Origin of the sequence: Ditibartonella apis (assembly GCF_001952075.1) — a bacterium.
Taxonomy (GTDB): domain Bacteria; phylum Pseudomonadota; class Alphaproteobacteria; order Rhizobiales; family Rhizobiaceae; genus Bartonella; species Bartonella apis.
In genome coordinates this window covers 55,762-69,900 of sequence record NZ_LXYU01000002.1, presented here as the reverse complement: position 1 = coordinate 69,900, position 14,139 = coordinate 55,762, and the positions used below count along the sequence as shown (strand labels likewise).

At 46.4% G+C, this 14,139-nt stretch carries 14 protein-coding genes; 13 read left to right on the top strand and 1 reads right to left on the bottom strand.

Annotated elements, in window-relative coordinates; all coding sequences use genetic code 11:
* Positions 1–74 precede the first annotated feature (74 nt).
* From PEB0122_RS04770 to PEB0122_RS04715, 12 genes are all read left to right on the top strand, one after another.
* Positions 75–926 carry a DMT family transporter gene (locus PEB0122_RS04770; RefSeq protein WP_075915838.1) on the top strand — a complete coding sequence of 284 codons (852 nt, stop codon included), beginning with the start codon at positions 75–77 and terminating at the stop codon, positions 924–926.
* A gap of 53 nt (positions 927–979) precedes the next feature.
* On the top strand, positions 980–3,145 hold the full coding sequence (locus PEB0122_RS04765) for a molybdopterin oxidoreductase family protein (RefSeq protein ID WP_075915836.1): 2,166 nt from the start codon (positions 980–982) through the stop codon (positions 3,143–3,145).
* Between the two features lie 45 nt (positions 3,146–3,190).
* On the top strand, positions 3,191–4,207 hold the full coding sequence (gene nagZ, locus PEB0122_RS04760; protein WP_075915834.1) for a beta-N-acetylhexosaminidase: 1,017 nt from the start codon (positions 3,191–3,193) through the stop codon (positions 4,205–4,207).
* An 81-nt stretch (positions 4,208–4,288) separates the two neighbouring features.
* On the top strand, positions 4,289–5,107 hold the full coding sequence (locus PEB0122_RS04755; protein WP_075916248.1) for a segregation and condensation protein A: 819 nt from the start codon (positions 4,289–4,291) through the stop codon (positions 5,105–5,107).
* Between the two features lies 1 nt (position 5,108).
* Entirely contained in the window at positions 5,109–5,813 is a 705-nt protein-coding gene (gene scpB, locus PEB0122_RS04750) for an SMC-Scp complex subunit ScpB (RefSeq protein WP_075915830.1), read from the top strand.
* 114 nt (positions 5,814–5,927) lie between these two features.
* On the top strand, positions 5,928–6,257 hold the full coding sequence (locus tag PEB0122_RS04745) for a twin-arginine translocase TatA/TatE family subunit (RefSeq protein ID WP_075870016.1): 330 nt from the start codon (positions 5,928–5,930) through the stop codon (positions 6,255–6,257).
* A 63-nt stretch (positions 6,258–6,320) separates the two neighbouring features.
* Positions 6,321–7,091, top strand: a complete 771-nt coding sequence (gene tatB / locus PEB0122_RS04740; protein ID WP_075870015.1) for a Sec-independent protein translocase protein TatB — start codon at positions 6,321–6,323, stop codon at positions 7,089–7,091.
* Between the two features lie 21 nt (positions 7,092–7,112).
* On the top strand, positions 7,113–7,910 hold the full coding sequence (gene tatC / locus PEB0122_RS04735; protein WP_075870014.1) for a twin-arginine translocase subunit TatC: 798 nt from the start codon (positions 7,113–7,115) through the stop codon (positions 7,908–7,910).
* Between the two features lie 61 nt (positions 7,911–7,971).
* Complete coding sequence (gene serS, locus PEB0122_RS04730; RefSeq protein WP_075870013.1) at positions 7,972–9,249, top strand: serine--tRNA ligase; 1,278 nt, start codon at positions 7,972–7,974, stop codon at positions 9,247–9,249.
* A gap of 21 nt (positions 9,250–9,270) precedes the next feature.
* Entirely contained in the window at positions 9,271–10,035 is a 765-nt protein-coding gene (gene surE / locus PEB0122_RS04725; RefSeq protein ID WP_075915828.1) for a 5'/3'-nucleotidase SurE, read from the top strand.
* 4 nt (positions 10,036–10,039) lie between these two features.
* Positions 10,040–10,699, top strand: a complete 660-nt coding sequence (locus tag PEB0122_RS04720) for a protein-L-isoaspartate(D-aspartate) O-methyltransferase (protein WP_075914666.1) — start codon at positions 10,040–10,042, stop codon at positions 10,697–10,699.
* A gap of 277 nt (positions 10,700–10,976) precedes the next feature.
* Positions 10,977–12,155, top strand: a complete 1,179-nt coding sequence (locus PEB0122_RS04715) for a peptidoglycan DD-metalloendopeptidase family protein (protein ID WP_225867800.1) — start codon at positions 10,977–10,979, stop codon at positions 12,153–12,155.
* Between the two features lie 78 nt (positions 12,156–12,233).
* Here PEB0122_RS04715 and PEB0122_RS04710 read toward each other — a convergent pair whose 3' ends face one another.
* Complete coding sequence (locus PEB0122_RS04710; RefSeq protein WP_075915824.1) at positions 12,234–13,097, bottom strand: ATP-binding protein; 864 nt, start codon at positions 13,095–13,097, stop codon at positions 12,234–12,236.
* Positions 13,098–13,341: 244 nt separating this feature from the next.
* Between PEB0122_RS04710 and yajC the strand changes: the two genes are divergently transcribed.
* A complete protein-coding gene (gene yajC, locus PEB0122_RS04705; protein ID WP_075915822.1) occupies positions 13,342–13,878 on the top strand; it encodes a preprotein translocase subunit YajC in 537 nt (178 codons plus the stop codon).
* Positions 13,879–14,139: the final 261 nt, after the last annotated feature.

Genomic DNA, 14,139 nt, shown 5'->3' with positions numbered 1-14,139 from the left:
ATTTTTTTGAATTAATTCGGATTTCTATTCATAAACTTCCCTTTTATCGGCTTGTTGACCGGAAAGTATGCCATATGTCGGGCGTGATGGTTTCACTTGTGCTTTTGGCGGCATTGATGCACGCACTGTGGAGCGTGGTTTTGAAATTAACCGGTGATGCGAAGACCAATATCACGGTTTTTATGGCGGGTTCTTCTATCCTCGCGCTTGCAGGTATTCCTTTTCAATCCTTGCCGTCACTTGCGAGCCTGCCGTTTTTGCTCATTTCAGTCTTTGTGCAGGTCGTCTATATGATGCTTGTCGGAATCGTTTATCAAAGAGGCGATGTTAGCCAGTCTTATCCGGTGATGCGCGGTGTAGCACCGCTTTTTGTTGCACTCTTTAGCGGGCCTATTCTCGGCGAAAAATTATCAATCGTAGCTTGGTGCGGTGTTATTCTTATCTCGTCGGGAGTGCTGACCTTGGCGCTTGAAGCGGTTAGACGCAGCGATAAAATTGAGCCCTCCATCATTCCACTTTCTTTGCTAACGGCTGCTTTTATAGCCTTATACACTCTGCTTGACGGGATTGGTGTCAGATTATCGGGAGCGCCGGTTTCTTATATTTTATGGATATTTTTTCTGATTGGTTTGGTGAAAGTTGTTTTTGAACTTTTCAATGATAAAACCTGTCAACCATTTTTAATCCACTTTCAACGCTATTGGTCTATCGGACTTGTTGGAGGATTTTTGTCACTTGGATCTTATGGTCTTGCACTTTGGACAATGACAAAGTTGCCGGTGGCACTGGTTGCTGCTTTGCGCGAAAGTGCAATAGTCTTTGCTGTTATTTTATCCTATTTTGTCTTGCGTGAACATGTCAGCCCTCCGCGCTTTGTTGCCTCAATCATCATTGTTCTTGGTGTTATAGCTGTAAGACTAGCCTGAAAATAGTAAAATTGCTAAATACATCCGTTTTCATTGATTGAGTCGGAATTGCCATGAGCAATATAGAAATTGGCCATACAGCCTGTCCCCATGATTGCCCTTCAACGTGCGCGCTTGATGTGGAATTATTGTCCCCCACGAGAATAGGCCGGATTAGGGGCGCAAAAGACAATACTTATACGGCGGGCGTTATCTGTGCAAAAGTCGCCCGCTATAGCGAACGCGTACACAATCCGGCTAGATTGTTGAAACCGCTTGTCAGAAAAGGTCCTAAAGGCGATGGTAACTGGCAGGAAGTCACATGGGGTGACGCACTCGACCTCATAGCCGAAAATTTTCAAAAGGCAGAGAAAAAATACGATTCAACCACTATATGGCCGTATTTTTTTGCCGGAACTATGGGGCTCGTGCAGCGCGATTCTATTAATCGTTTGCGGCATGCAGGAAAATATTCCGGACAATTTTCGACATTTTGTACCAATACCGCAGCAACCGGCTATTTTGCCGGCACCGGCAGGATTGCGGGTGTTGACCCGCGGGAAATGGAAAAATCCGATCTTGTGGTGATCTGGGGTACCAATGCGGCAAGTACTCAAGTCAATGTTATGACCCATGTCACCAGAGCACGCAAAGACCATCATGCACGCATTGTTGCTATTGATGTTTTCGAGAGTGCAACGGTGCGTCAGGCCGATCTCGGCTTGATTTTAAGACCGGGAACCGACGCAGCCTTGGCCTGTGCTGTGATGCATATATTGTTTCGGGATGGTTTTGCCGATTGGAATTATCTGGAACGCTATAGCGATGACCCGCACGGGCTCGAGCGCCACTTGAAAACAAAAACGCCGCAATGGGCGGCTGAAATTACCGGTCTATCTGTTGAAGAAATAGAAACCTTTGCCCATTGGGTCGGCACAACCAAACGCACTTTCTTCCGGCTGGGATACGGTTTTACGAGACAACGTAACGGCGCGGTTGCAATGCATGCAGCACTTTCGGTGCCCACAGTTACGGGAGCATGGCAATATGAAGGTGGCGGCGCATTCTATTCCAACGCTTCGATATTTGCTCTTAACAAAAATGAAGTTGAAGGAACGGCTTTTGCTGATCCGAAAATTCGTTCGCTTGATCAATCGAAAATCGGCAGAATCCTGCTTGGTGATAAAGAAACACTTTATGGTGGCCCGCCCGTAACCGTTTTGTTTATCCAGAACACCAATCCGGCAAATGTTGCGCCCGAACAACGGTTGATCCACAAAGGTTTGGCACGCGAGGATCTTTTCACCGTGGTTCATGAGCAATTTATGACAGATACGGCTAAAATGGCCGACGTCGTTCTGCCTGCAACAATGTTTCTGGAACATGACGATATTTATCGGGCTGGTGGCCAACAACATATTCTATTAGGGCCGAAATTGATTGAACCTCCAACCGGACCGAAGCCCAATCTCTATGTTATAAACGAATTGGCAAAACGGCTCGGATTTGGTCATATGGCGGGGTTTGACAAGACAGCTATTGAACTTATCGATAATATGTTGAGAGCGTCACACCGCGGGACTTATGAAGAACTTAAGGAAAAACGCTGGCTTGACGTTCAGCCGTCTTTTGAACGCGCCCATTTTCTGAACGGTTTTGCCTGGCCTGACAGGAAATTCCGTTTCAAGGCACAATGGACCGGTTATAAAGCTCCCGATACGCCCCCGGATACAATGGGCTATCAAGGGCCGTATGATGAAATGCCCGATTTTCCCGATCAGTGGGATGTGATTGAAAAAGCTGACGAAGAACATCCGTTCAAACTTGTAACATCACCCGCACATAATTTTCTTAATTCGACATTTTCGGAATCGCCAACGTCTTTATTGAAAGAAGTGCGCCCAACGCTCATGATCCATCCCGATGATGCGGCGATGTATGATATAAAGGATGGTGACCTTGTCGAGATAGGCAATCAACGCGGTAGTGTGGCGCTTCATGCAAAACTGTTTGAAGGCTTGAAAAGACGGGTTGTGGTCTCTCAAGGATTGTTTGCCAATTCAAGTTTTGTTCGGGGAGAAGGGATAAATGTTTTGACCGGAGCAGATTCACCCGCGCCTAATGGTGGACTTGCGGTACACGACATAAAAGTCTGGGTGAAAAAGCTTGATAAATCCGTTAGGACACACGGATCAGAAAGTCACGTAAAACACTCGAAAAATGATATAGAGTCGTTATAATCAATTTCGGAAAGGCGCCTCGAGACGGCGAAACAATTAAGTAATATGCAAAATATGAAAGCTATGATTGTCGGAGTGTCAGGCCTGAGCCTAACGGCGGCCGAAAAAGATTTTATAGCAGAAAACCAGCCTTGGGCTTTCATTCTTTTTGCAAGGAATATCGGTTCGGCCGACGAGGTTAAACAATTGACTGCTTCGCTTGTTTCGGCAAGTGGTCGCGACGATGTATTTATTTTTATCGATCAGGAGGGTGGACGTGTTCAAAGGCTGCGTGCGCCGCTAGCGCCTGATTATCCGCCGGCAGCAACATTGGGTGAACTCTACAAAAAGAATAAAGCAAAAGGATTGCGTGCAACTTTTATCATGTCACGTCTGCACGCATTTGATCTGCGCCGGTTGGGGATAAATGCCGACTGCCTGCCGCTTCTAGACGTGCCGATTGAAGGAGCAGATAATGTTATTGGTACGCGTGCCTATGGCAATGACTATAAAACCGTCATAGCGTTGGGACGCGCAGCTGCGGAAGGTTTGAAAGCAGGCGGTATCCTGCCTGTAATGAAGCATATTCCCGGCCACGGTCGTGCATTATGCGACACCCATAAGAGCCTCGCACGTGTCGATGCATCATTAGAGACTTTACGCCGTAACGATTTTGCCCCGTTCGAAGCATTATCCGATCTGCCGGTGGCAATGACTGCCCATGTCGTTTATGAAAGCGTCGACCCGGAAAAACCGGCAACCTTGTCAAAAAAGGTCGTGGACGAAATCATTCGTAAAGAGATTGACTTTGATGGCTTGTTGATGACGGATGATTTATCAATGAAGGCGCTTTCAGGCGATTTGGGCAATCTGGCAAAAGGGGCGTTCGAAGCCGGATGCGATCTTGTTTTACACTGCAATGGCGAAATAGAGGAAATGCAAAAAATTGCCGCAGCAACGCCTTGGCTTGAAGGCAAATCACTTGAGCGAGCGCAATATGCGACAAATTGGGTGACAGAACCGGATAAAGCTGACGAAAAGGCGTTGCGGGAGGAATTTCAAAAACTCCTTGCTATCGGCTAGAGGGAACCGGATTTGGCACAAAACGACAAAAAATCCAATGCGAACGGAAAAAACCTGAACGGACACCATGCTCAAAAGGCTATGGAATCGATTTGGGAAGAAGAACACGGCGTTAGCGAGCCAACATTGGTTATCGACGTTCAGGGGTTTGAAGGTCCGCTTGATCTTCTGTTACAACTCGCACGGAACCAGAAAGTCGATTTGGCGCATATATCAATTGTCGAACTTGTGCAACAATATCTCGATTTCGTTAAAACAGCGCATGAATTGAGACTCGATCTTGCCGCCGACTATCTGGTGATGGCGGCTTGGCTTGCTTATCTCAAATCCCGTTTGCTTGTGCCGCAACGCTCGGATGATGAAGGGGAAAGTGGCGAAGAGCTGGCGGGATTATTACAATTCCGTTTGCAGAGGCTTGAAGCCATGCGGGAAGCGGCGGGACAGCTTGTAAACCGTAACCGTTTAGGACGGGACATTTTCAAGCGCGCCAATCCGGAAATGGTGGTAGTTGAAAAAAAGCATCTCTATGACGTTTCTCTCTACGATCTGTTGATGGCTTATGCCGGTTTGCGTCAAAGGCAGGCGGTCAAACGCGTTGAAGTGGGAAAGCGGGAAGTCTGGTCACTAAAGGCCGCGCGTGCAATATTGGTGCGGTTGATGGGTGAAGCAAAAGATTGGCAGGCGTTGGACAAGTTTTTATTTGCTTTTATTCCGACCGCCCATGAACGTCGCACAGCTTTAGCGAGCACTTTTGCGGCAAGTCTTGAAATGGTGAGAGAAAAGCAGCTTGATATTCGACAGGCTGCGCCATTCGCCCCGATTTATCTTCGTGCGCACAAAAAGGCTGAGGGGCCGAACACCATAAATATCGGGGGCGGGGCAAAGCCCGAAAGCAATTAAGATGGCTGAACAAAAAAACGCAGAAAAAAATAGAAATGGCGAGCTCAACATAACGCCCGAACTTGTCCGTATGGCTGAAGCAATCGTTTTTGCGTCAAGTGAACCTGTGACCGACCGAGCCCTTGAAGAACGGCTTCCTAAAGGCGCCAATATTGCAGCGATTATGGATGTTTTGAAACAGGATTATCAAAAACGTGGCGTTAATCTTCATAAAGTGGGAAATGCTTACGCTTTCCGTACAGCACCCGATCTTTCCTTTCTTTTGAATAGACAAGAAGAAAGGTCAAGGAAACTTTCCCGTGCTGCTTTGGAAGTTTTGGCAATTATTGCCTATCATCAACCGATAACACGTGCGGAACTAGAAGACGTCAGAGGCGTTGAAACATCGAAAGGTACGTTGGATGTGTTGATGGAAGCAGGTTGGGTGAAAATTCGTGGACGCAGGCGCGTTCCGGGGCGACCGGTAACATACGGGACAACTCTTGCTTTTCTTGATGAATTCAGTCTGCCAGAAATTTCGGACTTACCGGGGATGGAAGAATTGAAAGGTGCAGGTCTTCTGTCTTCAAGATTACCGTCCAATTTCCGTATGCCATCACCGACAGCCGATCCGGATATTCTGACCGATGAAGAAGAACCGCTTGAAGATATCAATTTGGAACAATTAGGACTTTTAAGTCCACTTGATCGGGAAGAAAAATCTTAAAATCACCTTGTTTGGGAATAAAAAATGTAAATACACGTGGTTGTGTTTAAAAGACTTGAAAAAAGTGTCTAAAAGTACACATTAAGACAGTTCCAGCATCGAAGAGAGTACATAATGGGAAATTTCCTTTCACCAGTTCACCTTATAGTGATCCTACTCATCATTCTTGTCCTATTCGGTCGTGGTAAAATTTCGGAATTTATGGGAGATTTTGCCAAAGGTATCAAGAGTTTCAAAAAAGGCTTGAAAGAGGACGATGAAGAGGTTGAATCTCAACAACCTGCCGAGCGGCCTGAAATCAAAACCATTGATGTTAAACCGGAAGAAACAATTGAACCGGTGAAGCAGGTTGCAAACACGAGAAAATCAACCGCAAAAAAAGCCGCACCACGTGCATCCAAGCCAAAAGCCAAAACGACGCAACGTAAAACAACAAAATCGTAATATTTTCTTGTTGTCAGAGCTTTTCTTGCAAAAGCCTTTCTTGTCGGAAAGGGTCTTTGAATAATGTTCGGAATTGATGGACCGGAATTTATTGTCATTCTTATCGTGCTGATTGTTGTGGTCGGCCCGAAAGACTTGCCAAAAATGCTGAAAGCTATTGGCAAGGCAACTGCGCGCATGCGCACGACAGCAAACGAATTCCGTCGCCAATTCGACGAAGCTATGCATGAAGCCGAGCTTGATGATTTGCAAAAGACCCTCACCGACGTCAAAGACCTCGATCCTCGCAAGAAGCTAACGGAAATATTCGATCCTATTCGCGATGTTGCAAAGGATGTGAAAGCGAGTATCGAGGTTAGTCAGGAGGACGATAAGCAGTCGAAGCCGCAAGATTCTGCTTCAGAGCAAGCGGCTGATAAGTCTTCTAGTAATAAAGATAACGAAACATCGGCAAATCATTCGTCGTCTGCTGACGTCACGTCCAGCACTGTGAGAATAGTTGATGACGAAAAGTTCCAATCAGCAACGGTTTCGACAGCTTCTGCAGGAGGTGATAGCGTGGCAACGGAGGAACATCCGGCAACGCCAACATCCTTTGAAGTGAAAGAAGGAAAGCCGACAGCTGAAGAAGCGTCTAAAGGCAAGATAACAACAAAACAAACTGCGGCGTTGAAACCCAAAACGGCAACAAAACGTAAAGTATCAGCGACAGCAAAGTCGTCATCGCCGGAAAAGACCGCTTCAGTAGGGGCTATGAAAGCTCCTGCACAAAACCAGAAAACTGTAAAACGGGCTGCTTCACGGGTTAAAAAGACAACCGTTGCCGACGTTTGAATGAAATAGGAAAAAATCATCGTGCATGAGGATGAAGACGAAGTCGAAGCAAGCTCGGCGCCGCTGCTGGATCATTTGATAGAGTTGCGACATCGGATTATCGTATCTTTGATTGCATTTGCTATTGCCTTTATTATCTGCTTTTTTGTCAAAGATTACATCCTGAATTTTCTGTTGTGGCCCTATCAATGGGCAATGAAAATCTCCGGCGGCAATCCTGACAGCATCCGTTTGCAATCAACGCAGGTCTGGGAAACGTTTCTGACAAAAATGAAGCTTGCAGCTTTTGGCGGTGTCATTTTGTCATTTCCGTATCTTGCGTTCCAGTTATACAGCTTTATTGCGCCGGGGCTTTATCGCAACGAGCGGCGCGCTTTTTTGCCGTTTCTCATCAGTGCGCCGATATTATTTCTTTTGGGCGGTGCATTTGTTTATTGTGTGCTTGCACCGATGATGTTGTGGTTTTCATTATCGCAACAATTATTGCCTGATTCTCATTTGAAAGTTGAATTTATTGCACGTATCTCGGATTATCTGAGCTTCATGCAGTCTTTCATTCTGATATTCGGCCTTATTTTCCAGCTTCCTCTTGTTACGAGCCTGTTAACAAAAGCCGGTCTTATTACGTCGAAAATGCTGGTTTCGAAACGGAAATGGGCAATCCTGATTGCTGTTGTTGTTGCTGCAATGGTAACACCTTCCGATTTCTTTACGATGTTTGGCGTCGCTCTTCCGACAATTCTTCTTTATGAAGTTTCTATTATCGTTTCACGCTGGATTGAAAAGAAACAGGCAAAAGAAAATAACAAGGCTTCCTGATCAGTCCATTGTGGTTTAAGAAAAGAAATAGAATTAAAAAAATTTGTACAGGAATATCTTGATGCTTGATATCAAATGGATTCGGGAAAATCCGCAGAAACTCGACGAAGCTTTGGCAAAACGCAATGCCGAACCGCAGGCAGAGAAACTGATAGCGCTTGATCTCGAGCGTCGTAACCACGTTTCTCACGTGCAAGTTGCACAGGAAAGACGTAACGCCGCTTCAAAAGAAATTGCACAGGCTATGGCATCCGGTGATGCAAAAAAGGCCGAAGCTTTGAAGTCGGAAGTGTCCGAGCTCAAAACATTTCTTTCAACTGCGGAAGCAAAAGGTAAAGATCTGACAGCAGCGCTTGATGACGCACTGTCACGTATTCCTAATATTCCGCTTGACGATGTGCCGGTAGGGCGCGACGAAAATGACAATGTCGAACGTTATAAGGTGGGCACACCACCGACTTTCCCGTTCGAGCCAAAACAACATTTTGAAATCGGTGAAAAACTCGGGCAAATGGATTTTGATCGCGCAGTCAAACTTTCTGGCGCGCGTTTCACAGTACTGTCGGGACAGCTTGCCCGGCTCGAAAGAGCACTTGGCCAATTCATGATTGATGTCCACACTCTGGAACATGGTTATCGCGAAGTTTCAGTTCCTGTTCTCGTTCGTGAAAGCGCACTTTTCGGTACTGCCCAATTGCCAAAATTTGCCGAAGACCTGTTCGAGACAACTGATGGAAGGTGGCTTATTCCTACAGCAGAAGTGCCGCTCACAAATCTTGTTGCAGGCGACATTCTGGATGCAAAAAAACTTCCGATTCGCGTCACGGCATTGACCCCATGCTTCCGTTCCGAAGCCGGTGCTGCCGGTCGTGATACGCGCGGTATGTTGCGTCAGCACCAGTTCTGGAAAGTGGAAATGGTGTCTATTACCGATGAAGACAGTTCTTTGGATGAATTGGAACGCATGACCGGTTGCGCTGAAGATATTTTAAAACGTCTGGGTCTTCCGTTCCGCACAATTACTTTGTGTACCGGCGATATGGGATTTAGTTCCCGCAAAACATATGACCTCGAAGTATGGCTTCCTGGACAAAATACTTATCGGGAAATTTCAAGCTGCTCGGTGTGTGGTGATTTTCAGGCTCGGCGCATGAATACGCGTTACCGCAAAGAAGGTGAAAAATCACCGCGCTTTGTTCATACTCTGAATGGCTCGGGCGTTGCTGTCGGGCGCTGTCTCATTGCAGTAATGGAAAATTATCAGCAAAAAGATGGCTCTGTGGTCATACCGGAAGTTCTACGCCCCTATATGGGCGGGCAGGACCGGATTGAAGCATAAAAAATTTCAGGGAACTTCAATATGCGTATTTTGCTAACCAATGATGATGGTATTCATGCGGAAGGGTTGAAAGTTCTTGAACAGATCGCCCGTAAACTCTCTGATGATGTCTGGGTTGTCGCTCCGGAAGAAGATCAAAGTGGTGTTTCGCATTCATTAACAATTTCAGAGCCATTGCGTTTGCGTCAAATCGATGAAAAACATTTTGCTTTGAAAGGTACTCCCACCGATTGTGTTATTATGGCCGTCAAGCACGTTATGCCGGAAGCGCCAGATCTTGTTCTTTCTGGCGTTAATGCCGGTGGCAATCTTGCCGACGATGTGAGCTATTCGGGTACGGTTTCGGGTGCGGTAGAAGGAATGATGCAAGGCATCCGTTCGATTGCCTTGTCGCAAGAATTTGTCCACGCAACCAATTGTCAAAATGTGCCTTGGAACACCGTATTGTCTCTGGCTCCGGATATCTTGAAAAAGCTTGTAAAAATTCCGCTTCCTGAGGGTGTTCTCTTAAATGTGAATTTCCCTGCCTGTCATGTTGATGAAGTCACCGGTTTGTCTGTTGCGCCCCTTGGTAACCGTGGCCACGAGATACTCATTGACAAGCGCGCAGATGGTCGGGGTTTCCCTTATTACTGGATGTATTTCAGCAGGGGAAAAGGCAAGAATAAAGAAACGACAGATATCGATGTTCTTCAGGATAAGGCTGTTTCGGTTACGCCTGTCCAACTTGATCTGACGGCTCATGGCTTCCTTGCCGAGTTGGCGACTGCATTAGGGAGAAACTAGGCTGATGCAATCAATGCCCCCTTTGTCAGAGCGAGAGGAATTGATTAATCTTGTCCTCAAAATGCGGGGTAGGGGGCTTGATGATATGGCTTTGTTTGCAGCCCTTGAGCGCACATCGCGTCGGGACTTTGTTTCGGCGCCTTTTACTGAAAGTGCCTATGAAAACAAAGTTATCCCGATAGAATGTGGCGAATACATCGAAAGGCTTGAGGAACAATTATATATTATTTCTGCTCTCGCGCTCGAAAAGAAACATCGCGTACTCGAAATTGGAACCGGTTCGGGATTTACCGCAGCATTGATTGCAAGGCTTGCCGGGCGTGTGACCACGGTCGAACGCTATAAAACTTTGTGTGACATTGCCCGCCAAAGATTTCACGCCCTCGAAATAGATAATATTGTTTTGCGTCAGATGGACGGTAGCCGTGCTTTGTCGGGCTCTGGCCCTTATGACCGGATCTTGGTATGGCCGTCATCCAATCGTGATCCGCAAGAATTTCTCGAACTCTTGGCATCAAATGGCGTGCTTATCGAAGCTATCGGACCGGATGAAGGCGAACAGATGGTGGTGCGTTACCGCAAGACGGGAAGCAGGTTCGAGAGAATGGATATGTTCAGGGTTCGTTACCAACCTTTTATCGAAGGTGTTGCCGCAATTTTGTAGAAGCTAAAAAACGATTTACAAAAAAAGCGATAATAGCAGCTTCAAAGCACCCTATCAGTAACGCGTGTTTGCCAATACCAACTTGCGTGTTTGCTCGCTTAAAACCATATATATATCGTGGTTTCAATATAATCGCGTGGAAAATTCCGGTTTTCTTGTCGGGGGCAATATTTTTTTTAACCTTAATCGAAATTTTAACCGTCGGGTAACATTAACACGATTTAATGCCTTTAGTTGAGTATCGGGTAAATGGACAAAAAACATGCGTTTGAAAATAATGAGTAAAGCTTCGCACCGCTATCTTCGAACAGCGGCATTGTTCATCCTAGCTGGTTTCGCCACAGGATGCAGTTCCGGTACCCAACGTTTTACAGACAGTTTCTATACTGGCGCAACCGCTAATCAGCAACAGGCAATCAATAAACAAGCCGGTTATCAGCAGATGCCGCAAACGACAGGTTCTATTCAAAGTAGCGATCTGCCGCCGGTAGCTGGTCAACCTTCCTATCAGGCGGCCCAGTCACAGCCGCAACCTAGTTATGGTGCGTCTTCGCAGCCTACACAGGTTGCTTCTGCCGGTCAGGTTATGGGGACACCGCCTCATAATCTCGGTCAGATGTCGTCATCGTCTTCCTTGACCGCCTCACAATCTGCATCAAAGAAAAATGGCAGCTATATCGTTCAAAGCGGTGACACTCTCTACAGTGTTTCTCGTAAAACCGGCGTAAGTGTCGATTCGCTTAAAAGTGCCAATGGCTTGAGCAATGGTGCAATCCGTGTCGGGCAATCTTTGATCGTTCCGGGTGGTCATAACACTGAAGTCGCTGCAGCAACTCCATCTGCTGCAACCGCGAAAACTGCTACACCTGCAGCATTACCTGAAACAAAACAGGTGACAACGCCGACAAAAACCGCGGCGGCAAGCCAGCCCGCTGCAACCCAGCCGGCAGCTGAGGCCACCAAGACCGCACAGAATGAACCGGCAAAACCGGCTGCCGAGCCCGCTGTCGCAAAAGGCAGTGATACGACGATGAATCAGGCTGAAAATGTAGCCGTTGTAGCACCTCAGGCGACAGGTATTTCCAAAATGCGTTGGCCTGCACAGGGACGCATTCTTTCAAGTTTCGGCCAAAAAGAGGGCTCAAGCACCAATGACGGTATTGATATTATGGCACCAGAAGGATCGTCTGTTAAAGCGGCCGAAAACGGTGTCGTTATTTATGCCGGCGATGGTTTGAAAGAATTCGGTAATACCGTGCTTATCCGCCATGAAAACAATATTGTTACTGTCTACGGGCACAATAGCAAAATTCTCGTCCAACGCGGCCAGAAGGTCCGCCGCGGTGACGAGATCGCAAAATCCGGTATGTCTGGCAATGCGTCGACACCGCGTGTCCACTTTGAAGTGCGCAAGAATTCAAGCCCTGTTAATCCGATCAAATATCTGGAAAACTGATAGAGCGACCACAATCCGAAGTTCATGCGAAAGCCGGTTTTTTACCGGCTTTTTTGTTATTCGTATGAGACGTTACGTTTAGTCGAGTTTCTTGCCCAATCTTCCGGCAAGTCCCATAATAAACTGCCAAGCTACGCGTCCCGAACGGTTTCCACGCGTAGTTGCCCATTCGAGCGCGTCATGGTGGATTTTATCAAGTGGTTCATCAAGCCCGTAATGACGGACATAACCGTCTATCATATCAAGATATTCGTCTTGCCCACATTTGTGGAAACCGAGCCATAAGCCGAATCGGTCGGAAAGAGAGACTTTTTCTTCAATGGCTTCGGACGGGTTAACGGCCGTTGACGATTCATTATCAATCATCTCGCGAGGCATTAAATGGCGACGGTTCGAGGTTGCATAAAAAACAACATTTTCGGGACGTCCTTCGACACCACCGTCGAGGGCTGCCTTGAGCGATTTATAGGATGTATCATCCTGATCAAAAGACAAATCATCACAAAAAATAATAGATCTGTAAGGCGTTTTTCTAAGTTCGCTCAAGAGTATGGGAAGTGTGCCGATATCTTCACGATGGATTTCAATAAGTTTCAGTGGAAGTTTACCGGCATTTTCTTTGTTAATTTTGGCTTGAACAGATTTTACGAGTGAAGATTTACCCATGCCTCGCGCTCCCCAGAGGAGAACATTGTTGGCAGGCAAGCCATTTGCAAATTGACGGGTATTTTCAATAAGTGCGTCGCGGGCTTGCTCGACGCCCTTGATGAGATCAATGTCAATCCGGTTGACATGTTTGACGGGATTAAGAGTGAGCTTTTCCGGGTTCCACACAAAACAATCGCATTGGTCCATATCAAGGGGTTTAATTTCCGGGGGAGCCATGCGCGATAATATGGCAATTAATTGATCCAGTTTGTGGTCTAAATTTTCGTTGGTCATTTCAACTTTCCGCCATTATATGAACGCATATCTTTAGCATGGGCGCGGATAAATCCAAAATTTTTCTTCTTGAAAGCTTTGTCGGTTGCGTTATCAAGGGCAAAGCTTTAATGCCTAGAATTGAATGTTGACCGCTAGAAGCGGTTGAAAGAGCAACATGCTCTTAAATGTCAAGTTTGACTTATCTATTGAACGAAATTGTCCAAAACGGGTGATGCCCGCTATCAAAGCTAGGAGATAGTTAATGTTTATTACCAACGCTTATGCACAGGCCGCTGGTGGTTCGACAGGGGAAGTGTCAACTTTGATGACGTTTGCACCTTTTATTTTAATTTTCGTCATCATGTATTTTCTCATCATTCGGCCGCAGCGTAACCAGATGAAAAAGCGTCAGGAAATGCTTAATGCCATTCGTCGGGGCGATACAGTCGTTACCGAAGGCGGTCTTATTGGTCGCGTTACGAAAGTTGTTGGTGATGCGAACGGTGAAGTGGAAGTCGAAATTGCGGAAAATACCCGCGTTCGCGTATTGCGGTCTAAAATCTTGACTGTCGAGGTCAAGGGTGAGCCGGTCAGCGAACAAAAGTCCAAGCCAGCGATTAAAGCCGGTAAAAGTAAAAACAAGAAAAAGCAATCCGATAATAGTGCAAAGTCCGGCAATGATGAGGTTGCGCAAATTGCTGCACCTGACGAGGCTACTAGCGAAAACGATACCACTAAAGTCGAAAAAGACGGAAACAAGGCCGAAGCCGAAGCAGCCAAGGAAAAGACAGGAGCTTGACCGAATAGAAAACGGGTGTTTGACGTTTTTTTCAAGTTTGATAAAGATGATTCCCGTTAAACGGGAATCATTGATTCTTGTAAGATGGTAAAATTTTTGATTGTCCCATTGAAAATTGCCGATTGAGCCTTTTATTGGAATTAGGGTTGCTCATGCTTGCAAAGTTTATCTCTAGCAGGGACGAGTGTATTGGCACCGGTAATAGCATGGGCAATGGTAATTGTGTTTTTCGGGACGCATAATTTGAGATAAAATCGGGAG

Coding starts and splice junctions, on each gene's coding strand:
- PEB0122_RS04720 (WP_075914666.1), top strand. CDS start 10,040: ATGCAATCAATGCCCCCTTTGTCAGAGCGAGAGGAATTGATTAATCTT.
- PEB0122_RS04710 (WP_075915824.1), bottom strand. CDS start 13,097: ATGACCAACGAAAATTTAGACCACAAACTGGATCAATTAATTGCCATA.
- nagZ (WP_075915834.1), top strand. CDS start 3,191: ATGCAAAATATGAAAGCTATGATTGTCGGAGTGTCAGGCCTGAGCCTA.
- PEB0122_RS04715 (WP_225867800.1), top strand. CDS start 10,977: ATGAGTAAAGCTTCGCACCGCTATCTTCGAACAGCGGCATTGTTCATC.
- yajC (WP_075915822.1), top strand. CDS start 13,342: ATGTTTATTACCAACGCTTATGCACAGGCCGCTGGTGGTTCGACAGGG.
- PEB0122_RS04765 (WP_075915836.1), top strand. CDS start 980: ATGAGCAATATAGAAATTGGCCATACAGCCTGTCCCCATGATTGCCCT.
- serS (WP_075870013.1), top strand. CDS start 7,972: ATGCTTGATATCAAATGGATTCGGGAAAATCCGCAGAAACTCGACGAA.
- scpB (WP_075915830.1), top strand. CDS start 5,109: ATGGCTGAACAAAAAAACGCAGAAAAAAATAGAAATGGCGAGCTCAAC.
- PEB0122_RS04770 (WP_075915838.1), top strand. CDS start 75: ATGTCGGGCGTGATGGTTTCACTTGTGCTTTTGGCGGCATTGATGCAC.
- surE (WP_075915828.1), top strand. CDS start 9,271: ATGCGTATTTTGCTAACCAATGATGATGGTATTCATGCGGAAGGGTTG.
- tatB (WP_075870015.1), top strand. CDS start 6,321: ATGTTCGGAATTGATGGACCGGAATTTATTGTCATTCTTATCGTGCTG.
- PEB0122_RS04745 (WP_075870016.1), top strand. CDS start 5,928: ATGGGAAATTTCCTTTCACCAGTTCACCTTATAGTGATCCTACTCATC.
- PEB0122_RS04755 (WP_075916248.1), top strand. CDS start 4,289: ATGGAATCGATTTGGGAAGAAGAACACGGCGTTAGCGAGCCAACATTG.